Source organism: Halorussus vallis (assembly GCF_024138165.1).
Taxonomy (GTDB): Archaea; Halobacteriota; Halobacteria; order Halobacteriales; family Haladaptataceae; genus Halorussus; species Halorussus vallis.
Genome location: NZ_CP100000.1, coordinates 2566642 through 2587023, shown reverse-complemented (window position 1 = coordinate 2587023; position 20382 = coordinate 2566642). Strand labels below are relative to the sequence as shown.

Below are 20382 nucleotides of genomic sequence, written 5' to 3'. Positions count from 1 at the left end.
ATATCATCGAGTGACAACTCGAAGCAATGACCGTTTCGACTGCCGCGCTGGTCGGCGCGACGGGCGGCGCCGGCACGACTCGACTCGCCGTCGAAGTCGGCGCGACGCTCGCCCGCGACGGCCGCGAGGTGGCGATTCTCGACGCCGCGTTCGCGACGGAAGGACTCGCGCGCCACATCGCCGGCCGCATCGACGCCGACGTCACGAAACTGCTCACGGCCGAGGAGGAATCGAGTCTCGCGGAGGGGCTGTACGACCACGACGCGAGCGCCGACCTCCCGGGTCGACTGGCGCTCTGTCCCGCTCGGGCGTCGTTCGAGCGGATGGCCCGCGCGAAGACCGCGGGCGCGGCCGAGCGATTCGGCGACCTCCTCGCCGAGGCCGTCGAGGCGTTCGACCACGTGCTCGTCGACGTGCCGCCGGTCGCCTCCAACCAGGCCGTCGCGGCGGTCACCGAGGCCGAGCGGGTCGCGGTCGTCGCGCCCGCGACCGACCGCGGCGTGGACGCCGTCGGGCGACTGCGCGGCCGCCTCGCCGACGTCGGGACCGAAGCCGACGCCGTGGTCGCCAACCGGGTAGTTCCGGAGGCGTCCGAACAACCGCTCCGGAGCGCCGACGCCGCGGTGCCCGAGAGCGAGGTGACCGGCGTCGACGGCGTCCCCAGCAGCGTCCTGCATCCCGAGACGGCGTTCGCGCCAGCGGTGGCGAACGCCGCCGAGGTGGTGTGTCGGACGACGGTGGAACTCGAATTCGAGGAACCGGGGCTGTTCGAGTTCGACGCCGAGCGGTACCTGCCGGACGCGCTGACGTAACGCAGAGGGAACGAATACCGGGACTGCGCTCGGCCGGCGCTCGGACGACCGCGAGTCGGGTACCGGCGGTCGGGGGCCGCCGCCCACCAGCTTTACTGAAAGGGGAATGGTCACAGAGCGCGAGTCCCATGAACGACATCACGCTCGACACCGCGACGGAACTCCTCGCGGCCGCCGAGGCGCGGGCCGAGGAGATGGACCTCTCGATGGTGATAGCCGTCACGAACGCCGAGGGGAACCTCGTCGCCCAGCACCGGATGGACGGCGCGTGGCTCGCCAGCGTCAACATCTCGAAGAACAAGGCCTACACCGCGGCGGCGCTCAAACAGCCGACCGACGCCCTCGCGGAGCCGAGCCAGCCCGGCGGTTCGCTGTACGGCCTCCAGACGACCGACGAGGGCCGCATCGTCGTCTTCGGCGGCGGCTTCCCGCTGGAGCGCGACGGCGACATCGTCGGCGCGATCGGCGCCAGCGGGAGCGAAGTCGAAGACGACATGGAAGTCGCTCGGGCGGGCGTCGAACGGTTCGAGGAGTTGCGCTGAGACGTCGACGCTTCAGTAGAGGTCGCCGACGTCGCTCATCGTCTCGGCCAGCGCGTCGCGCTTGCGTACGGCGGCGTCGCCGCCGAGCGCGTACGCGCCCTCCACGACCTCGCTCGCTCCCGCCAGCGGGTCGTGGGTTTCGACGAACGTCGCCAGCGCGAACTCCGACTCCGACGCGCCGGTGAGTTCGAGCGCTTCGGTCCGCGAGAGGTCGGCCGACAGCCAGTCGGCGAGAATCTCGTGGGCGCGCGGCGTCAGCGGCGAGACGCCCTCGCAGCCCAGCAGGTGGAGCGTCTTGGCGGCGGTCATCGGGGCGACGCCCGCCGCGCGCGCGGTGTCGCCGACCGACCGGCCGGAAGTGTGGCCCTCGACTATCTCGGCCGCCGCTTCGGCGTCGCAGGGGAGGTCGGATGCGTACTCGGCCAGCGCGTCCCGGAGGTCGGTTTCGGTGGCGTCCACCGCCGCGACGCCCGAGTCGCGCTGCTCGGTCGTCACCTCGAGTCCGTCGGCGATGTCGGCCAGCGTCACGCGCGGAACTTGTTCCGTCTTCGACTTAAATATTTCCAGACAATTACGCCCGGAATAGTACCGCCGGGCGCTCGCCGGAGAGAGCGTACCGGTAACCGGTACGTTCCACCGGGCGCGAGCGGTCGTTTCTCCCCGTATCCGCGTTCGTTTAAATACCATCTCGGGAGAAGTTTCGAGTGTGATGAGCAAAGCACACGCCGAACCCGCCTGTCCCGAGTGCGACGGCCGACTGACCCCCGAGCGCGACGAAACCGTCTGCGCCGACTGCGGCCTCGTGGTCGCCGAGGACCGCATCGACCGCGGTCCGGAGTGGCGCGCGTTCGCCGACGACGAAACCGAGAAGGAGCGGACCGGCGCGCCCCTGACCCGCTCGCGCCACGACCGCGGGCTGACGACCGAGATCGGCCACGGCGGCAACGGCGACCTCCGACTGACGGGGCGCAAGCGCCGGCAGGTCACGCGGATGCGCAGGGAACACGAACGCGCGCGAATCTCCTCGAAGGCCGAGCGAAATCAGGTGTACGCCTTCACCGAGATTCGACGGCTGGTTTCGGCCCTCCAGTTGCCCCGGACCATCCGGGACCGCGCCTGCGTCCTCTTCGAGTCGGCCCAGTCGGAGGACCTGCTCCGCGGGCGGTCGCTGGAGGGGTTCGCGGCCGCCGCGGTGTACGCCACCTGCCGCACCGACTCGGTTTCGCGGACGCTCGAAGAGGTCCTGAAGAACGCCCGCGCCGACCGCGCCGAACTCACGGTCGCCTACGACGCCCTGAACCGCGAACTGGGTCTGCCGACCGGCCCAATCGACCCCCGCGAGTACCTGGCACGGTTCGCCAGCAGGCTCGGCCTCCCGGTCGAAGTCGAGAACCGAGCGGGCGAACTGGTCGAGCGCGGCCACGAGGAGAACCTCGTCTCGGGCAGAGACCCCAGCGGCTTCGCCGCGGCCTGCCTCTACACCGCGGCGCGGGAGGCCGGGCGGCACCTGACCCAGCGCGAGGCCGCCGACGTGGCCGACGTGACCCCCGTGACGCTCCGCTCGACGTTCTACGATTTGCAGGAATAGCGACCCGAGACTCAGTTCCGCGCACACCGACGCACTTCTCCCGCCAACTCGGCGAGTTGCTTCGCCGGCGCACACTCGGCCGCGAGCGATGCGACCGGCCGACCGTGGCGCTGGGCGCGCCGGAGCGAGTCGGCGTCGGGAATCGCCACGACCGGCGCGCCCAGCGCCCGCCGAATCTTCTCCGTCGGCGGGTTCGGTCCCGACCGATTGAGCGCGACGGCCGCCAGCCCGCAGTCGAGTCGCCGGGCCAGCGCCCGCGTCCGCAGGGCGTCGGCCAGCGCGAACTCTCGCGGCGTCGTGACGAGGACACACGCCTCGGCGGCGAACAGCGGGAGTCCGGCGTCGGCGGCCAGCCCCGCCGGACAGTCGACGACGACCGAGCCGTACGCGTCTTCGACAGCCTCGACGGCTTCGACGAAACGGGTGACCTCGCCCGCCCGCGCGCCCGCCAGCGTCCGCCCGCACGGGAGCAAGCCGACGGGACCGACCTCCCGGACCGCCTCGACGGGCGTCGCGCGGCCGGCCAGGACGTCGTGGAGGTCGGGGCCGCGAGCGTCCGGTAAGTCGGCCATCCCGAGGTCGGCGTCCACGACCACCGCGTCCAGTTCCGCCCCGAGGTTCAGCGCGACCGTCGATTTACCGACGCCGCCCTTCCCCCCGGCGACGGCCAGAATCACGACAACCTCCGGTAGGCGTCGAGGGGCACCGCCTCGGCCGCCGCCGCCCGGTCGCCCAGTTCGGCCGCCCGCTCGGCGACTGCGAGGAGTCGCTCGCGGTCGTCGGCGACGACCGCGAGCATATCCTCTGCGGCCGCCAGTCCGCCGAGGGCTTCGAGTTCCGCCGCGGCCTCGTCGAGCGTCGTCGCCGCCGCCAGCGACTTGACGCGCTCGATTCGGCGTTCGGCGGCCGACAGCCAGGCGTCGACGGGTTCGGGGTGCGCATCGTCGACCGAGGTGCCGGCCGCGGCCGGCACCTCGGTCGAATCGCCTCCGGAATCGATATCCGACTCGTTCGGGTCGTCTCGGTCCGTCTCACCGTCGCTCTCGTCGTCCTGATTCGGTCGGTCCCGTTTCTCAGTCGAGTCGGAACGCGCTTCGGGAGCCGCCAGCGGAACCGCGTCGGCGGGCGGACGCGGGTCGCCCAGCGAGCGCACGACGCTTTCCGGCGTCGCGGCGACCGCCCCGACGGAAATCGAATCGGCTCCCGTCTCGGGACGCGCGTCTGTGTCGCGTTCGGGGGCCGAAACCCGTTCGGAACTCGCGTCGGGGTCGCGGGCCGCCCGCTCGGTCCAGACGATTTCTGCCGGCGGGTCCCGCGGTCCAGCGGGTGACGCGTAGCCGACCGCCAGGCGCTCGCCCGGCGCCACGACGCCCTCGAATCCGCCGTCGTCCCACCCCGCTTCGGGGACGCCCTCGCACCGGGGCGGCCACACCGTACCGTCGAGTCGGTTGCCGATTCGGACCCGACGGGCGACCGCGGCGTCGTTCTCGACCACCAGTTCGACGAGCGTGACGCCGTCTCGGGCGTCGCATCGACAGTCCAACTGCACGCCCCGGCTTGGTTCCGTCTTCGGTGTTAAACCTTCAGCACGGCGGCGTCGAGCCACGACGCGGCCGCGGCCGCGCTCTCGAACCGGTCGCAGGCGAGGACGACCGGCGCGTCGAGGTCGGCCACGCGCGCGACCGCCAGCGCGGCCGAGACGGGGTCCGTGTCGGCGTCTCGGCCCGGTTCGCGGTCGGGCGGAGTGTCCGGCACGTCGGCGAGCGCCGCGTCGAACTCGGCGCGAATCGAATCCGCGAGGTCCGCCCGGGCGTCTCGCCGGAGGTTGTCGATTCGGTCGCGGAGACTGAGTCGCTCGCGTCGGCGCTCGCGGCTTCGGCGGGCGCGGTTTCGCGCGCCCGCCAGCGCCTGCTCGGCGGCGATACGCTCGGTTTCGGCCTCCGCGAGGCGTCCGGCGGCGTCGGCGAGTTCGGCCGCGGCCGACGCGGGGTCGGCGTCCGGCGTCTCGCGGAGCGTGGCGACTCGCCCGCGCAGCGCCGCCACGCGCTCGCGGAGGTCGGTTTCCGCGCCGGTCGCGTCGGCGACCCGGCGACGGGCGGCCGTCAGGTCGACGTCGGCCGGGTCGAGCGCGGCGAAGCGTTCTTGGAGAGTCGTGAGTTCGGCGTCCTGGGGCGCCTCGTGGCCTCGCGTTCGGGCGGCCGCCGCGAGCGCGGGCCGAAGCGAAATCGTCGCGCCGGGAGAGACGAAGCCGACGAACTCGTGGGCGGGACCGGGGGCCGGACAGTCGACGGCGACGGAGACACCGGGCGCGCCGCGCCCGGCGTCACCGCGTTCGGTTTCGTTCGCTCGTTCGCCCGCACCACCGCCACCTCGAATCTCGACGAGAAGCGACTCGGGCCGAGGGGTTCGGTCGAGTCGGCGGAGGTCGACCGCGTCGCCGGCCAGTACCCGCCCGCCGACGCGGACCTTCATAGGTCGTGGTCTGCCATCCGGTCGGGGTCGGGGAGGTCGGTTCCGGCTGCGAACTTCGCGTAGGGGGTACTCGGGCTGTCGCGGCGCTCGTAGGCCTCGGCGGCCGTTCGAACCGACTCGGGGACGTCGGCGAACTCGTTGAACGGCGCGGTCCGTTCGACCTGCACGTCGCCGCCGTGCTTGGCGCGCAGGCGGAGCGCGAGGAACGCGCCGAGTTCGGTCGGTTCGAGCAGCGCCGCGCGGCCGAACCGCTGGACGACGGTCGCCTCGTGGGCGTCGCAAGCGTTCCTGAGCGTCTGGCGGGCGGCCCGCGAGTACGTCACGACCAGTAGCACTACCCGATGTTTCCCGCCGACTCGATTTAAAATTATCCTACCTCGAACGGACGACCCATTCACCGTCGTCGCGCTCGACCACCGTGTCGAACAGCGACGTGAGCGTGCTCACCGTCTGGGCGTCGCAGGCGTCGGGGTCGAGGTGGAAGTGACCGGTCACGCCGGCCGCCTCGAACCGACCGGTGAGGACGTGGAGGAACTTGTACACCGTCTGGAGGTCGGCGTACTGGAGCAGGGCCGTCAGCGAGTGGAAGCACGCGACGGTATCCGCGTCGGCGGCGCTCCACTCCTTGAGGATCTCGCTCAGTTTGATGCCGAGTCCGGTGAGGTCGCCGGGACTCGACAGCGTCTCGACCAGTTCGCCGCCCACGTCGCGTCCGTCGCTCGGGGCGGCCGCCGCCGAGCGGGTCGTCTCGCCGACGCTGACGAACCGCATGTTGTTCGGTTGCTCGCCGGCGTGGCTCAGCCAGTCCTGCACGCAGGAGTCCGGCGAGCGCGTGTACGTCACCCAGAGCACGTTCTCCGCTCGCGGACGGTCGAGCGTCAGAAGGTCGAGACAGGCGTCGTCGGTCGCTTCGTCGAGCGACGGCGACAACAGCAAGATGGAGGTACCTCGCTCTACGCTGTCCCGTAGCGACCCGTCCCCGTTGTGACCCTTCGTTTGCATCTGTTCGTTGTGTGGTTCGTCCCTCGGCCGTGCCGACCCGATTCGGGCGGCACACCCGTTCGTCTACGTTGTTCTTAGACGACCTAGCTTATTTATTTTCCCCTCTCTTTTCCGTCATCAGGACCGTCAGCCGAGTCGTTCGATCTCGAATTCTAACTCTTCGGCGTCCAGTAAATCCCCGATTCGGGTGCGGGCCTGCGACCGCGAGTCGGCGACGACCACGAGTCCGTCGGCCCGGTCCGAACCGGACGCGCGGTAGGCGGCCAGGTCGTCCTCGCCGAACTCGGTCGCGTAGGTCCGGAGGACGTTCAGCACGCGGCGCTCGGTCGCCCGGAGGTCGGCCTCGCCCGACTCGAAGTCGGCCAGGGCGTCCTCGACGTTCCGGAGGGCGGAGATGCGGTCCATGATGAGTACTGTCGTTCGTTGTGTCACCCTCGCGTCACGGTCACGCGACTTAGTCCTGTCGCCGTTCGTGAGGTGGCCGCTTGGTGTCGAACACTCGTCAGTTACACTAATACCTTCCGTACTGGTCTGGTCGAACCTTCTTCGCCGAAAATCAAGACGAGAGCCTGTATAAAGGCCTCGTTCTTCCTCACTACGCCTGCATACAATACCGTCAGTGAGAGAAACGGAAACTCGCGGTTTCCGTTGTGACGTCGTAGATATCGAGAATTGCCGAGTGCATGCCCCCAATAACGAATACGAGTGTCAGCGAACCGCTCCTATGTCTCGATTCGGCGTGGCAGAAAGACGAAGCAACCGACTCCAGACTCTCACAGCGGTAGTGGTTGTACTAATTTTATCCCTTGCAGGCGTCACGGTTGGGGGAGCAATCGAGGATTTTGATCGAGGTACCTACCAGCAGGCGACATCCCTCGACTCCTGTACCGTAATCGACGAGCCAGGCACGTACCAGCTCACCGAACCCATCGAGAATAGTACCGAAAATACCTGCATCGAGATCCGGGCGAGCAACGTCCATTTCGACGGGGGTGGCCACACGATCGACGGGAGCATCACTCGGCAGGAACTGCTGGACGCGTTGCGAGGCCCTCCACCAGAAGCAGGTGTCGGGGTCAGTGTCAATCCAAACGGCTCGTCCTCGCTCTCGAACGTCACCATCACGAACGTGACCGTCACCGAATGGTTCCGTGGAGTCGTTGCCCGAAATTCGACACGGGTGACCGTTCGTGACATCACCGCCACCACCAGTGGAGTCGGGGTAGAGATGTCCACTGCGACCGATTCCACTGTGAGCAACGCCACCGCCGCCGAAAACGCTCTTTTCGGAATACGAACGGGCGATTCTCACGACAGTACGGTCCAGGACAGCACGGCGAACCGCAACGGGTTCAACGGCGTCTACGCGGTGAACTCGAGGAACAGTACGGTTCGACGCGTCACTGCGAACTCTAACGGGTTCAGCGGAATCGAACTGACGAACTCGTCCGAGAGCACCGTTCGAAACGTCACTGCGACCGAGAACGGGTTCCGTGGTTTCGGAATAGTGGACGAGCCAATCGGGAACGTCGTGGAAAACGTGACGGTTGCCGACAACGACTTCAGCCGTAACGGCTATGCCGGCATCGTACTGTTCGCCGTGACGAACAGTACGTTCTCGAACAACAACGTCGTCGGTACCCAAGGAACGCTCCCACCGGGACGAAACCCTCCGGTTCCGTCTGCGGGGGTCATCGCCGATGGTGCCTCGGGAAACGTATTCACTGACACTGACGCCCGTGACCAGGCGTCCTGGGCGTACGTCGCGGTGAACGACGCAACGAACACCGTGCAGAACTTCCAGACTGACGCCGCCGCCGTCACCTTCGAGGCACGTGATGTCGCACTCGGGCCGACGACGACAGTTCCTTCGGACGCGGGTAACGAGACGACTGTAACGCCGGTCATCGAGGGCGTGACCGTGACCAACACGAGTGCGGACGCGTTCATCGACCTTAGGATTGCGTGGGGGAGCGTGGAGTCTGAAAATCAATCAGCGACCGAAACCGCTGGACGGTGAATTACTCATGCTACCGCTTGCAGTCGACTATACAGCCCCTATACAGGATTAGCCCGTTGTGCGGTCTATCTTACGTCGTCCGGAGGTGGTCGGTCGAGGGTTCGTACACCTCGCCCTTCTGTTTCAGCTTGTCTATCTCGTGTTCGGCCTTCGAGTGGTCCATGCCGATCTCCTCGGCGCGGTCGAGCACCACGTCGACGGGCGCGCCGTCGTCGTACTCCTCTTCGATCTCGGCGATGAGCTGTTTGATGTTCTTGATGCGGTCGCGCTGGCTCTTCGAGGTGCCCGTCTCGACCACGTCGGCGTCGAACTGACCCGTCTCGGGGTCGACGCCGATGTCCTGGAGACACGACCGGGTAATCTCGACCGCGCGCTCGGCGTCCTCGATTTCGACGCTGTCGGAGAGTCGAACGCGGGCGCTCGCCTCCGAGAGCCGAACCAGCGCCTCCAGTTTCCGGGCGGTGACCGGCACGGGGGCGTCCTCGTCGGCGCCCTTCGTCCGGAGGTCGACGTAGAAGTCCCGGATGGTCTCCATCGCCTCGTCGGTCATCGTCGGGTAGCAGTTGCGCTTCGAATAGGCGATGTACTTCCGGAGCAGGTCGGCGTCGATGGCGGGCGCGACCTCCTCGGTCTGGCTGTTGACCTCCTCCTCGGAGATGTTGGGCGCGTTCATCTCGGTCCGCTGGGTGTTGAGCTGGCCCGCGTAGTTGGTCTGGAGGATGTGCTCGGCCAGCCGCTTGTCGTGTTCCTCGTCGGGCTGGTCGGTGACCGTAAAGATGAGGTCGAACCGCGAGATGAGCGCGGGTTCGAGGTCGATTTGCTCGCCGATGGACTCGTACTGGTCGAACCGACCGTACTTGGGGTTCGCCGCGCCGAGCAGCGAGCACCGCGACTTGAGCGTGGCGTTGATGCCGGCCTTCGAAACCGATATCTTCTGCTGTTCGAGGCCCTCGTGCATCGCCGAGCGGTCCTCGGGGCGCATCTTGTCGAGTTCGTCCACCGCCGCGATGCCCTTGTCGGCGAGCACGAGCGCGCCGGCTTCGAGCGTCCACTGCTGGCCGTCGCCGAAGTCGTCGCGGACCGCGGCGGCGGTCAAACCTGCAGACGACGAACCCTTGCCGGAGGTGTAGACCGAGCGCGGCGCGATGTTCTGGACGTACGAGAGCATCTGGGAGTTGTGCGAAACCACGTTGTTCGTGAGGTAGTTGTGCGTCCCTGCGACTTCGAGGTCGTACACCCAGTCGTAGTCCGGTTTCACGCGCTCGATGGACTCGATTCTGTCCCACGCGACGTCACCGTCAGTGAGCGACCGGAGACTCCGTACGTCACTCTCGACGGCGAGTGCGTCCTCAATCTGGTCACGGACGACGTCTTTCGCGTCGGTGACGCGCCCGCCATCCGGGATGACTTCGCCCTGCTCGTAGAGGCTGACCGACCGCTGGCAGACACCGATTCCGTCGGCGAGCGTTTGTTGGGAGAGGCCCAGTTCTTCGCGAGCGGTTTCGACTGCGGACCACTCGCCTTCGGTCACCTTCTGGCGGAGTTCTCGGAGTTCGGCGAGTCGAGTCTCGAACTTAGAGACGACCTCTCGTAGGCTCGTCCGACTCGGGGTTCTATCGCCGCGTTCGTAGTGCTGGTACGTCGAGCGCGGAATTGCACAGTCGAACTGCGAGAGACCGAGCGACGTGCGGATTCGGCGGAGGTCGTCGTCGAGTGCGGGAACTACGTCTCGGTTCGTGTTCTGCTCGCCGTCGTCCCTCGCGGCGGCACTGCGGGCCTTCCGGTCGGTGATGAACCCGACGCGGTCGACGTATCGGCCGAACTGATTTCCGCTGATTCGAAGCTGGTAGCTCCCGTTCTGTCGTTCCGACAACTGCGAAGTGATACCGAGCGAAAGGAGGAGACTCCGGACTTGTTTCAGGAGTTCTTCGCTCGTCGAAGCGACCGTTATTTCGCGTTGCTTCGCCGAAACGTGCCCTTCGGAGTCAATGTACGCGCGGAGGAACGCAATCTTGCTCTCCTGGGTTGCTCGCATCAGCGCGTCCGGGACGCGCTGGTCGGCCGACGGTTCGAGGATGGCAGGTTCGAGCGCTTCGAGGAAGCTGACGAACTCGCCAGACGAGCAGCAGACTTCGCTGGCGGACTTGCCCGAGCGCGACTCGCGCTCGGTGTAGTTCAGACCCAGTCGTTCGAGCGAGTCCGCGACGTCGTCGAGTATCTCTCGGTCTTCGTTCGTGATTGTGACGTAGCCGGTGTCGTCTTTCCGCGATTCGACGTATCCTTCGGCGACGACGTACCCGACGAGACGAGCGAGTTCCGGAGTCCACTCGTCGGGAAGGTCGAGTCGAACGGCGTTGTGTGCCTTCGACCGGCGGTATTCGACGTCGAGGGTGTCGTCTCCTTTCGTCGGAATGGTTCGCGGCGTAGCGACGAACTGCCCTTCCTGAAGATCCTCGGCACGGAGTGCCTGGAACGCACCGCCCGATTGGACGAACAGTGGGTGAGAAGGCGTCACCTCCAACTTCGTGCCGCTGCTCGTCCGAATCTGGTACATTTCATCGGGCGCTTCGCGCTTCCAGACCTTCGTCGCGCGCTTCTGTGCGAGCGAACCGTCGTCTCGCATCGAAGGAAGCGGGATGTCCACTTCCTGATACACACCGTCGTCTATCGGCTTTGGGTCGCCTAAGTTCTCCTCGACCAGTTCTCGAATCTTGCGTTCCGTCCCGTCGGCGAGCGTGACCCGCGTATCTCCTTTAACGCACTTACCCGTACCGGGGTCGCCGATGAGGAGCATGTGGAGGTCGCCGCGAATCCGCGACCCGTCCGGGAGGTGCTTGGTGACGCCGGAGAACAACTGGAGAATCATCGCGAGTTTCTCCTGGTCGTAGCCGTAGATGGCCGGCGCCATCGAGTCGACCATCTGCTCGTAGATGGCGTTCTCGTTCGAGAGTTCGACGATCTCCTTCTTGTCCTCGTCGGTGATGTCCATGTCCTCGAACTCCTCGTCCTCGATGGTCACCGAGATGCCGTCCATGTAGACGTCGAAGACGGGCGACTTCTCCTGGGCGCTACCCTGCTGTTCGAGGTGGAGGATACCGGTCACCGTCACGTGGTCGCCGGGGGTCACGTTGCCGGTGATGTCGTCCTCGATGTGGACGTCGATGCTCTGGGGCGTCTCGCCGCCGCGGAGTCCCTCGGGGCTCTCCTGGACCCGAATCTTCTGGGAGTCGACGAACTCCGACTGGTCGAAGTTGATCTGGAACGGACCCTGGCGTTCGCAGCCCTGGCACTCGTGGGGTTCCTGGAAGTCGCCGCCGCTCTGGGGGATGTAGGTCAGCGTGCCGCAGCGCTGGCACTCGAAGGCAGCGTCCTGTATCTTCGGCCGGACGTTCGTCGCCTTCCGGACGATGCCCTGGGCGGCGACGAGCGTGTTGACGTGTCGGGCGCGGATGGCGCGGATGTCGGTCGCCTCCGGCAGGTTCTGGATTCTGACGTGGGCCTGACCGAGGCTGACGTCGACGGGCAGGTCGTACAGCCGAAGCGCTTCCTCGGCGTACTCCTGTAGCTGTTCGGGCTTGGAGAGGTAGTCGTCGGCGAGATCAGCGTCGTAGCGATAGAGGTCGTCCCAATCGACGTAGAGCGAGCGCTGTTCGCCGGGGTAGTTCGCCGCGAGCCGACCGATCTGGTCGCTGTAGTACCGACGGTAGAACTGCTCGAACCTGTCGACTAGCTCCGTATTCTCCGCGCGAGCCATTCGACTCTTCCCTAGTTCCTCCTCCGGTATGAACCTTCGTAAACCACCGCGAAAGTGAAAGTGCCGGCGGATTCGTCGTCCGGCGATTACTGGGTCGAAACGTGGAATTAACGACAGTTACGCCCGGCGAACCGAACCGCCGAACTCGTGCGCTCGGCCGCGACGCGGCCGAGCGCACGCGGCGATTCGGCCGTGATTTCTGGTTACAACGCTAGCCGAGTTGTCGGTGTACTCGGCGTGACAGTTCAGTACGGAATCGGGTGTGACCTCCGCGTGCGCTGAAACGACGTTCCGAACGCGGTCAACAGGGCGCGAAGCGCCCGCATTATCGTTAGAGCGGTAGACGCACGAGCAGTCGAAGATGCCCTAACGCCGAGTCGCAGTGCGACTCGGCGTTAGGGTGTGTCCTTTTTTGGTCCAGATTTTTTCGAGGAGCGGTGGCTGATTCGCCGACGGCGAATCAGCGACCCGACGAGGAAAAAAGGTGGGAACGAAAGGTGGGGGTTAGTAGGGCTCGTTCTTCAGCCCCAGCAGATAGGCGATACCGTTCGTGGTGACGTGCAACAGCGGCGTGGCGACGACCACGACCACCAGCACCGGGAGCGTGAACACGTCGCCGAACCACGCGGGTGCGACCAGGAACGTGAACAGGAGCGCGAACACCACGAAGTCGAGTTGGTCGACACCGGGGAACGCCGCGCCGCGCTGGCGGCCGGTCCGGCGCTTGAGGAACGACGCGGCGATGTCGCCGAGCATCGCGCCCGCCGGGAGCGCGAGCACCACCGCGAGCGGGAACGCCGGGAGGTCGACGCCCACGAGGTCGGCGATGGCGGGTTCGACCGCGTTGAGACCCAGCGCCAGCGCCGCGCCCACCAGGATGCCGACCGCCGTGCCCCGCCAGGTCTTCCCGTCGCCGAGGACCCGGCGCCCGCCCCAGGTTCGCCCGCCGTCTATCGGTCGCCCGCCGCCCGCCAGCACGGCCGCGTTGTTCGGCACGTAGGCGGGCAACATCGCCCACAGTGCGACCGCGACCGTTTCGAATACGCCCATGTCAGAATACGCGAACGCGAGGGGTCTTAAGGGCGGGCGGTTCGCGGTGGAATCGCCGGGAGGGCCGTCGAAGCGGCGGGCGGCCGCGTGCGCCTCGCTACCGACGCTCGTCCCACCGGCGCCGGGAACACCGTACTCCGGCACGAATAACGTATTTTAATGGTCGGTCGGCGAAAATCCCCGGCCATGATTCCGCCCATCGCGAGCAAGTTCGTCGCCGGGGAGTCGCCGGCGGAGGCGCTGGAGCACGTCCGGGGGTTGAACGACCGGGACGTGAAGGCCATCCTGAACCTCCTCGGCGAGCACTACCACGACCGCGGCCCCGCCGACGAGGACGCCGAGGCGTACGTGCGACTGCTGGAGGACATCGACACCGCCGGCGTCGACGCCTGCATCTCGGTCAAGCCCTCCCAGATCGGCCTCGGCGTCGACGTGACCGTCTTCCGCGAGAACGTCGAGCGCATCGCGGCGGCCGCGGCCGACCGCGACGTCTTCTGCTGGATCGACATGGAGGACCACGAGACGACCGACGCGACGCTGGACGCCTACGAGCAGTTGGCGCTCGAACACGACGGCGGCGTCGGCGTCTGCGTCCAGGCCAACCTGAAGCGGACCGAGGAGGACCTGGAGCGACTGGCCGACCTGCCAGGCAAGGTCCGACTCGTCAAGGGCGCCTACGACGAACCGAAGTCCATCGCGTACAAGGACAAGGCGACGGTCGACGCCGTCTACCGCGAGTATCTGGCGTACATGTTCGAGCACTTCGAGGGCGGCGTCGCGGTCGGGAGCCACGACCCCGCGATGATTGAACTCGCCGAGGAACTCCACGAGGAACACGGCACCGACTTCGAGGTACAGATGCTGATGGGCGTGCGCGAGGACGCCCAGTACGAACTGGCGCGCGACTACGAGGTCTACCAGTACGTCCCCTACGGCGGCAAGTGGGCGTCGTACTTCTACCGGCGGATGATGGAGCGCAAGGAGAACCTGCTGTTCGGCCTGCGCGCGATACTCGGTCGGTGAGTCGACCCCACGGACTCCGCTTCGGCCGATACCCTCTCGACGGATAGCATCTAGTTTATAACTCTGCGGTCGGATACCACCGGACGAATGACCTCCTGGAAGCGCGACGTCGCGAGCGGGCTCATCGTGCTGTTGCCCATCATGGTCACCGCGTACATCATCGCGTGGCTCTACCTGGCGATAGCGGGAATCCCGTTTCTCGACGGCCTCAAGCCCCCGGTGAAGGTGGCCACCGTCCTCGTGGTGTTCTCGATGCTCGTCCTCAGCGTCGGCTACATGATGCGAACCGCGGTCGGCTCCCTGTTCGAAGGTGCCATCGACGGCCTGATGAATCGCCTCCCCGTTCTGCGGGTCGTCTACAACGCCTCGAAGATGGCGGCCGAAACCGCCCTCTCGGACACGACCGACCTCCAAGCCCCCGTGAAGGTCAACGCCTTCGGCAACATGCGGATGACCGCGTTCAAGACCGGGAAGAAGACCGACGACGGCCGCGAACTGCTCTTCATGCCGACCGCTCCGAACATCACCACTGGTTTCGTCATCGAGGCCAAGCCGAGCGACTTCGAGGAGGCCGACGAAACCGTCGAGGACGCGTTGACCCGCATCCTCAGCGCCGGATTCGGTGACACCGGCGACTCGGGAATTCCCATCGACGTCGAGGACGAGAAGGAGTCGCCGGCCGCACAGTAGGCCGGCCACACAGTAGCGGTCGAGCGAGAACGTCGCGCCTCGATGCGCGTAACTCCGCGGCGGGGCAGTTCGTGGTGGCGTGGGGTAATCGAACGCTCGCAGAAAACGAAACCTCGTGGTCGGATGCGGACGCTCGGTCCGCCGGGCTCCACTACTCCTCGACGTACTCGAACCACTCGTCGTGGTCGTCGGTGCGCCGCTCGACGAGGTCGAAGAACGCCGACTGAATCTCCTCGGTGACCGGGCCGCGGGTGCCCTCGCCGATGGTGACGTTGTCGACCTTCCGGATGGGCGTGACCTCCGCCGCCGAACCGGTGAAGAACAGTTCGTCGGCGGTGTTGAGTTCGCCGCGGGAGATGGTCGCCTGGTCGTGGACCTCGTAGCCCAACTCCTCGGCCAGCGTGATGACGGTGTCGCGGGTGATGCCGTCGAGGATGCTCTCGGCCAGACCGGGCGTGAAGACCTCGCTGTCCTTCACCATGAAGAGGTTCTCGCCGGGACCCTCGGCGACGTTGCCCTCCTTGTTCAGCACGATGGCCTCGACGAAGCCGTTGCGGCGGGCCTCCTCGCCCGCGAGCATGCTGTTGACGTACAGGCCGGTGGTCTTGGCGTTGGTCGGAATCTGGCTGGAGGCGTGCTTGCGCCACGACGACACCATGACCTCCACGCCCTCTTCGAGGGCCTCCTCGCCGAGGTACGCGCCCCACGGCCACGCCGCGATGGCGACGTCGGTCGGGTTGTCGCCGGGGCTGACGCCGAGGCTGCCGTAGCCGTAGTAGGCGATGGGCCGGATGTAGCAGGACTCCAAGTCCTGGCGCCGGATGAGTTCCTTGGTCGCCTCGGTCAGTTCCTCGGGGTCGTGGCCGATGTCGAGGTCGTAGGGCTTGCAGGACTTGTAGAGTCGGTCGAGGTGTTCCTCCCAGCGGAAGATGGCCGGACCGTTCTCGGTGTCGTAGCACCGGACGCCTTCGAAGACGCCCGACCCGTAGTGCAGGCCGTGGGTGAGGACGTGGATCTGGGCGTCGTCCCAGTCGACGAACTCGCCGTTCATCCAGATCGTGTCGACGTCCATCTCGTCGAAGCTCATACGTCCGGACGGACGGAGCCCTCCCTTATCAGTATTGACGGTTCCGGCCGGGGCGAGTTCTGCGAGGCGCCGCGAAAACGGTTTCCGGGTACCCACGTGAGTCCGGGAACCCCCCCGACCGGGGCGGAGGAGTCGAATGACCGACGAACCCGGCGGGACCGGAGTCGGCCGGCGAAAACCCACTTTGGGCCGGGACGCGTACCGCGCGTATGGGAACGAACGACGACGCGAACGGGGCCGACGAGGGGCGCTCCGAGGAGGCGCCGTCCGGCGAAGCGATCGACCCCGGCGAGACGCCGTCCGGGGGTGTCGGCGAGGACGACGAGGGACGCTTCGACAGCGGCATTCAGCTCTCGGTGACCGTGTTGCTCGGCGCGACGCTGCTGGTCGTCGGCATCGTGGGATTCGCCGCAGGAGAACAGTTGCTCGTCTTCGGCGTCAACCCGCTCCACAACGCCTTCCACGCGCTGACCGGACTGCTCGCTGTCGCGGCGGGCCTGTACGCGAACGGCGAGTACGCGGACGAGTTCAACAAGACCGCCGGGGTCGTCTACGGGTTGCTGGTCGTCTTCCAACTCGTCGCGCCGGCCGCGGCCGAGGCGCTCCTGAACGCCGACACCGCCGACCTCCTGCTCCACGTCGGACTTGCGCTGGCGTTCGGCGGCGTCGGGTTCATGCTCCCCGACGCGGATACTCGCCGGGCCGAGGCCGACCGACCCGCCGACCGCGACGTTCGGTGAGTCGCCGTTTCGGCGGTCTACGGACCGCCGAAACGGCGAGAGAGCTTCGTTCGTCGTGACGGTGAGACGACACGGAGACGACGCGAAGACGCGGTCGGCCGGCCCGCGGTTGCGGGCCGGCCGACCCCACCCAGGCGACTTTCGGCGTCGATAAGTACGACGACCGGAAACCGCCGGCCGTGTTCAACCTCCCCTCGCGCGTCACCCTCGCGGAGTGGGCGACGTTGCTCGTCCTGCTCGCGGCTTCCTCCGGCGCGGCGGTGCGCGTCGCGCTTTCGACCCCGTATCCCCGCGCAGTGTCCGGCGGTATCGTCGCGCTCCTGCTCGCGGCCGACGCGCTACTGGTCTGGGCGCTGTTTCGAAACGATTCGATTCGCCGACAGCGAGCGCTCCGCGGCGAGGCGGGCCTCGACTACCGACGGTAGAGAAAGATAGAGAGAGAAAGCGCGAGACGGACTATCCGAGTCGGTCGATGAGCGTCGCACCCTCGACGTACGGGAAGCCGTGGCGGTCGGCGTAGGCCTGGGCGTCGTCGGGCGAGAGCGCCTTCCCCGTCCGGTCGTCGAGCATCTCGCAGACGACGACGGCGGGTTCGCGGTCGGCGGCGGCGGCCAGCGCGATGCCGAGTTCGGTGTGGCCCTCGCGGTCGGCCAGCAGGCCCGGGGCGGCCCGGAGCAGGTGGACGTGACCCGGCGCGCGGAACGCCGCGGCGAAGTCGGTCGCGTCGGGGTCGGTCGCGGCCGCCGCGAGTTCGCGAATCGTCGTCGAGCGGTCCTCGTCGGTGATGCCGGTGTAGGTGTCGCGGTGGTTCACCGTCAGCGAGAACGACGACCGTTCGTCGTAGCCCAGGTCGTGGGCTCCGCTCGCGGGGTGGTCGAGCGCCTCCTGGAGGAACGGGAGGTCGAAGGCGTCGGCCACCTCGTCCGAGAGCGCGACGCAGACGAGGCCGCCGGCGTCGTTGCGCATACGCGAGACGTCCTTGGGGGCGACCGCACCGGCCGGGTAGATGAGGTCGGTTTCCCCCTCGCGGTCGGCGGCGTCGTGGACGAGCACCGGCGACCCCTCGCGGAACGCCTCGACGGCGGCTTCGACGCCCGCGGTGGCCCGACTCATGGCTGTTCCTCGACGTGGACGGTCACGTGGTCGCCGTCCTCCAGGCCGAGTTTCTCGCGGAGTTTCTCGGGCGCGATGACCTCCAGTTGGTCCTCGTCGTGGTGGGTGCGCTCGGGCGCGATGGTGTGGGCCTCCTCGTAGACGTCGCCGTCCTGCGTCTCGACCACGGCGGGGTAACAGACCGCCGGGCCGTAGGTCCGGTCGTCGTCCTCCCAGCCGTCGATGGGGACCGGCTCGAGCGCCTCCATCGCCGACCGGGCGCGGACGCTCTCGGCGGTGAGTTCGACGTTCAGCGTCCCGGGGAACGGCTCGTAGCCCAGTCGGTCCTCGAACTGCTCCATGTAGCCCGGCAGCGAGATGTAGTGGCGGCCCTCGCCCATCCCGCTGGTGACCGTCCCGGTGAGGTCGACGCCCGCGGGCGTCTCGAAGATGCGACGGTAGTCCTCGTACTCGCGCTTGAGCGCCCACTCGCCGTCGTCGGTGATGGAGATCCACTGGCCGTCGCTGACCAGTTCGCGCTCGACGAGTCCGGCGTCGTCGAGTCCCTGGAGGCGGCGGGAGGCGGTCTGGTTCGAGGCGTCGAGGCGCTCGGCGAGCGCCGAGCACGAAACCTTGACCTCTCCCTCCAGCCCGCCGTCGAGCGCGAGGAGTTTGAGCGCGGCGAGTTCGTCGTAGCCGACCGCGCGCGGTCGCGTCGCTGACATGGCTAGAACTGCGGCCGCGCCCGATTTAAGAGTAACGGGTTTGGAACGGTTCCCAGAATTGGAACGGGCAGGGACATCGACGGGGTGCCGAGTCGCTGCGGTACTTGCCCGTCGTTGCTCGCAATTGCCGGGAGTTGCCGACTTTCGGTGCTCCGCATGATCTTTTCCTCCCTTCTTCCGTTTGATGATTTGAACCTACACCCTATATTAAAGTGTGAAAATATTGTATCACACGTTTGCATCATGATAGACGAGTCACCCAGCGAGCGAACGACCGACGTTCGAGAGCGGCGAGAACCGGCGTGCGAACGCGCTACGCGGGAAGCGGACTCAAGCGCGGCGTCCGTCTCCGAGACGTGCGCCGCCCGCGACTCAGACCAACGCGACTCCGACGAATCCGGCGGTGACGCAGTGGGTAGAGGCGCGGGCGGCGGAGACGCGGTCAAGGAGTGCGCCGGCGGAGAACGGACCGCGGGCAGTATCCCGAGCGCGAGTCTGACCCGGCGGGCGTTCGTCGGCGGCCTCTCTGCCGTCGGCGTCGGCGCGGGCCTGCGGGAGTTCTCGGGGAAGGCGTCGGCGGCGGGCGAACCCATCCACTTCCAGTACTTCCACGAGACGTGGCCCACCATCACCGGCAACCTCTCGACGGTCGCAGACCGGGGGTACGACGCCGTCTGGATACAGGCGCCCCAGAAGAGCGACCTGACCTGGGAGGACCAGAGCGGCCGCAACGACCCGCCGCTGGGGTACCAGCCCGTCGACTTCACCACGTTCGACAGTGAGTTCGGCACCGAGGCCGACCTCCAGGCGCTGATCGACGAGGCCCACAACCAGGGGCTGGAGGTGTACGTCGACTGCGTAATGAACCACATGGCAACGGGCTACGACTACGACTTCCCGCGGTTCTCCTACAGCGACTTCCACCACGATGTCGGCTCCATCGACGACTGGAGCGACGACCACCAGGTCGAACACGGCGAACTCCTCGGACTGCCCGACCTCGCCCAGTACGAGTCCTCGACCTCCGACTACGTCCGGGGCGAACTGATGAACTACATGGAGAAGATCGCGTCGTTCGGGGCCGACGGCTACCGCTACGACGCGGCCAAGCACGTCGAGGAGAAGTACTGGCGCGACCACGCCAACCCGAAGGCCGACGAACTCGGGATGGCCCGCATCGGCGAGGTGTACAGCGGGAGCGTCGACTACGTCCAGGGGTACGTCGACACCGGGATGGACGCCTTCGACTACCCGCTGTACTGGGTGCTCCACGACGCGTTCTCCGGCGGCGACCTGAGCCAGTTGAAGGGTGCGGGGCTGGTCGCCCAAGACCCCTGGCACGCTCATCCCTTCGTCCAGAACCACGACGAGGGCGCGCCCGACCAGTACCACCTCGCCCACGCGTTCGTCCTGACCGTCGAGGGGACGCCGATGATCTACAACCTCTATCCAAACGCCATCCTCGACGACGACGCCGTCAACAACATGGTGTGGGTGAAGAAGAACCTCGCCGGCGGAGAAACCTACTGGCGCCACGCCGGGACCGACCTCGCGGTGTACGAGCGGTACAACAACCTGCTGGTCGGCATCAACAACGCCACCGGAACTCGTTCTCGGCGAGTGTACACGTCGTGGACGAACACCACGCTCCACGACTACAGCGGCACCGCCAGCGACGTCACCACCGACGGGAATGGCTGGGTCGACCTATCGGTGCCGGCGGAGGGCTGGGTGTTCTACGCCCCGTACTGATTCGGGGCGTCTCGTGGCCGGGTCCACGACCGC

At 67.1% G+C, this 20382-nt stretch carries 21 protein-coding genes; 9 read left to right on the top strand and 12 right to left on the bottom strand.

Annotated elements, in window-relative coordinates:
• Nucleotides 1-26: 26 nt before the first annotated feature.
• Nucleotides 27-812: an AAA family ATPase gene (locus NGM07_RS13080; RefSeq protein WP_253512214.1), complete on the top strand. Its 786-nt coding sequence runs from the start codon at nucleotides 27-29 to the stop codon at nucleotides 810-812.
• A 128-nt stretch (nucleotides 813-940) separates the two neighbouring features.
• Nucleotides 941-1354 carry a GlcG/HbpS family heme-binding protein gene (locus NGM07_RS13075; protein ID WP_253512212.1) on the top strand — a complete coding sequence of 138 codons (414 nt, stop codon included), beginning with the start codon at nucleotides 941-943 and terminating at the stop codon, nucleotides 1352-1354.
• 12 nt (nucleotides 1355-1366) lie between these two features.
• Here the strand turns inward: NGM07_RS13075 and NGM07_RS13070 are convergent, their stop codons facing one another.
• Nucleotides 1367-1882, bottom strand: a complete 516-nt coding sequence (locus NGM07_RS13070; protein ID WP_253512210.1) for a DUF7858 family protein — start codon at nucleotides 1880-1882, stop codon at nucleotides 1367-1369.
• Nucleotides 1883-2063: 181 nt separating this feature from the next.
• On the opposite strand from NGM07_RS13070, the gene NGM07_RS13065 reads away from it, so the two are divergent.
• A complete protein-coding gene (locus NGM07_RS13065; protein ID WP_253512208.1) occupies nucleotides 2064-2942 on the top strand; it encodes a transcription initiation factor IIB in 879 nt (292 codons plus the stop codon).
• An 11-nt stretch (nucleotides 2943-2953) separates the two neighbouring features.
• On the opposite strand, the gene NGM07_RS13060 is transcribed toward NGM07_RS13065, so the two are convergent.
• The 6 genes from NGM07_RS13060 to NGM07_RS13035 form a co-directional block, all read right to left on the bottom strand.
• On the bottom strand, nucleotides 2954-3619 hold the full coding sequence (locus NGM07_RS13060; protein ID WP_253512206.1) for a MinD/ParA family ATP-binding protein: 666 nt from the start codon (nucleotides 3617-3619) through the stop codon (nucleotides 2954-2956).
• The gene (locus NGM07_RS13055; protein WP_253512204.1) at nucleotides 3616-4491 is read right to left on the bottom strand and encodes a DUF7857 domain-containing protein; all 876 of its coding nucleotides are present in this window, start codon (nucleotides 4489-4491) and stop codon (nucleotides 3616-3618) included. The genes NGM07_RS13060 and NGM07_RS13055 overlap by 4 nt, the downstream gene beginning before the upstream one ends.
• Nucleotides 4492-4517: 26 nt before the next feature.
• Nucleotides 4518-5414: a DUF7856 family protein gene (locus tag NGM07_RS13050; protein ID WP_253512202.1), complete on the bottom strand. Its 897-nt coding sequence runs from the start codon at nucleotides 5412-5414 to the stop codon at nucleotides 4518-4520.
• Nucleotides 5411-5749 (bottom strand): DUF7855 family protein, encoded by a 339-nt coding sequence (locus NGM07_RS13045; protein WP_253512200.1) that lies wholly within the window; start codon nucleotides 5747-5749, stop codon nucleotides 5411-5413. The genes NGM07_RS13050 and NGM07_RS13045 overlap by 4 nt, the downstream gene beginning before the upstream one ends.
• Nucleotides 5750-5786: 37 nt before the next feature.
• Nucleotides 5787-6416, bottom strand: a complete 630-nt coding sequence (locus NGM07_RS13040) for a DUF7504 family protein (protein WP_253512198.1) — start codon at nucleotides 6414-6416, stop codon at nucleotides 5787-5789.
• A gap of 126 nt (nucleotides 6417-6542) precedes the next feature.
• The gene (locus NGM07_RS13035) at nucleotides 6543-6821 is read right to left on the bottom strand and encodes a DUF7854 family protein (protein ID WP_253520204.1); all 279 of its coding nucleotides are present in this window, start codon (nucleotides 6819-6821) and stop codon (nucleotides 6543-6545) included.
• A gap of 319 nt (nucleotides 6822-7140) precedes the next feature.
• Between NGM07_RS13035 and NGM07_RS13030 the strand changes: the two genes are divergently transcribed.
• On the top strand, nucleotides 7141-8436 hold the full coding sequence (locus NGM07_RS13030) for a right-handed parallel beta-helix repeat-containing protein (RefSeq protein WP_253512197.1): 1296 nt from the start codon (nucleotides 7141-7143) through the stop codon (nucleotides 8434-8436).
• Between the two features lie 70 nt (nucleotides 8437-8506).
• Here the strand turns inward: NGM07_RS13030 and NGM07_RS13025 are convergent, their stop codons facing one another.
• Together NGM07_RS13025 and NGM07_RS13020 are read right to left on the bottom strand one after the other, a co-directional pair.
• Entirely contained in the window at nucleotides 8507-12190 is a 3684-nt protein-coding gene (locus NGM07_RS13025; RefSeq protein WP_253512196.1) for an LAGLIDADG family homing endonuclease, read from the bottom strand.
• 504 nt (nucleotides 12191-12694) lie between these two features.
• A complete protein-coding gene (locus NGM07_RS13020; protein WP_253512195.1) occupies nucleotides 12695-13240 on the bottom strand; it encodes a CDP-2,3-bis-(O-geranylgeranyl)-sn-glycerol synthase in 546 nt (181 codons plus the stop codon).
• A gap of 186 nt (nucleotides 13241-13426) precedes the next feature.
• On the opposite strand from NGM07_RS13020, the gene NGM07_RS13015 reads away from it, so the two are divergent.
• Together NGM07_RS13015 and NGM07_RS13010 are read left to right on the top strand one after the other, a co-directional pair.
• Entirely contained in the window at nucleotides 13427-14263 is an 837-nt protein-coding gene (locus NGM07_RS13015; RefSeq protein ID WP_253512193.1) for a proline dehydrogenase family protein, read from the top strand.
• A gap of 87 nt (nucleotides 14264-14350) precedes the next feature.
• Complete coding sequence (locus NGM07_RS13010; RefSeq protein ID WP_253512191.1) at nucleotides 14351-14953, top strand: DUF502 domain-containing protein; 603 nt, start codon at nucleotides 14351-14353, stop codon at nucleotides 14951-14953.
• 151 nt (nucleotides 14954-15104) lie between these two features.
• Here the strand turns inward: NGM07_RS13010 and NGM07_RS13005 are convergent, their stop codons facing one another.
• A complete protein-coding gene (locus tag NGM07_RS13005; RefSeq protein WP_253512189.1) occupies nucleotides 15105-16040 on the bottom strand; it encodes a branched-chain amino acid transaminase in 936 nt (311 codons plus the stop codon).
• A gap of 209 nt (nucleotides 16041-16249) precedes the next feature.
• Between NGM07_RS13005 and NGM07_RS13000 the strand changes: the two genes are divergently transcribed.
• Together NGM07_RS13000 and NGM07_RS12995 are read left to right on the top strand one after the other, a co-directional pair.
• Nucleotides 16250-16780, top strand: coding sequence for a DUF4383 domain-containing protein (locus tag NGM07_RS13000; protein WP_253512187.1), 531 nt, complete (start codon nucleotides 16250-16252; stop codon nucleotides 16778-16780).
• 179 nt (nucleotides 16781-16959) lie between these two features.
• Nucleotides 16960-17205 (top strand): hypothetical protein, encoded by a 246-nt coding sequence (locus NGM07_RS12995; protein ID WP_253512185.1) that lies wholly within the window; start codon nucleotides 16960-16962, stop codon nucleotides 17203-17205.
• A 31-nt stretch (nucleotides 17206-17236) separates the two neighbouring features.
• Here NGM07_RS12995 and ribB read toward each other — a convergent pair whose 3' ends face one another.
• Together ribB and NGM07_RS12985 are read right to left on the bottom strand one after the other, a co-directional pair.
• Nucleotides 17237-17893, bottom strand: coding sequence for a 3,4-dihydroxy-2-butanone-4-phosphate synthase (gene ribB, locus NGM07_RS12990; protein ID WP_253512183.1), 657 nt, complete (start codon nucleotides 17891-17893; stop codon nucleotides 17237-17239).
• Entirely contained in the window at nucleotides 17890-18597 is a 708-nt protein-coding gene (locus tag NGM07_RS12985) for a DUF120 domain-containing protein (RefSeq protein WP_253512181.1), read from the bottom strand. Before NGM07_RS12985 ends, ribB begins: the two co-directional genes overlap by 4 nt.
• A 411-nt stretch (nucleotides 18598-19008) precedes the next feature.
• Here NGM07_RS12985 and NGM07_RS12980 point away from each other — a divergent pair, with 411 nt between their 5' ends.
• Entirely contained in the window at nucleotides 19009-20349 is a 1341-nt protein-coding gene (locus NGM07_RS12980; protein ID WP_253512179.1) for an alpha-amylase domain-containing protein, read from the top strand.
• Nucleotides 20350-20382 lie beyond the last annotated feature (33 nt).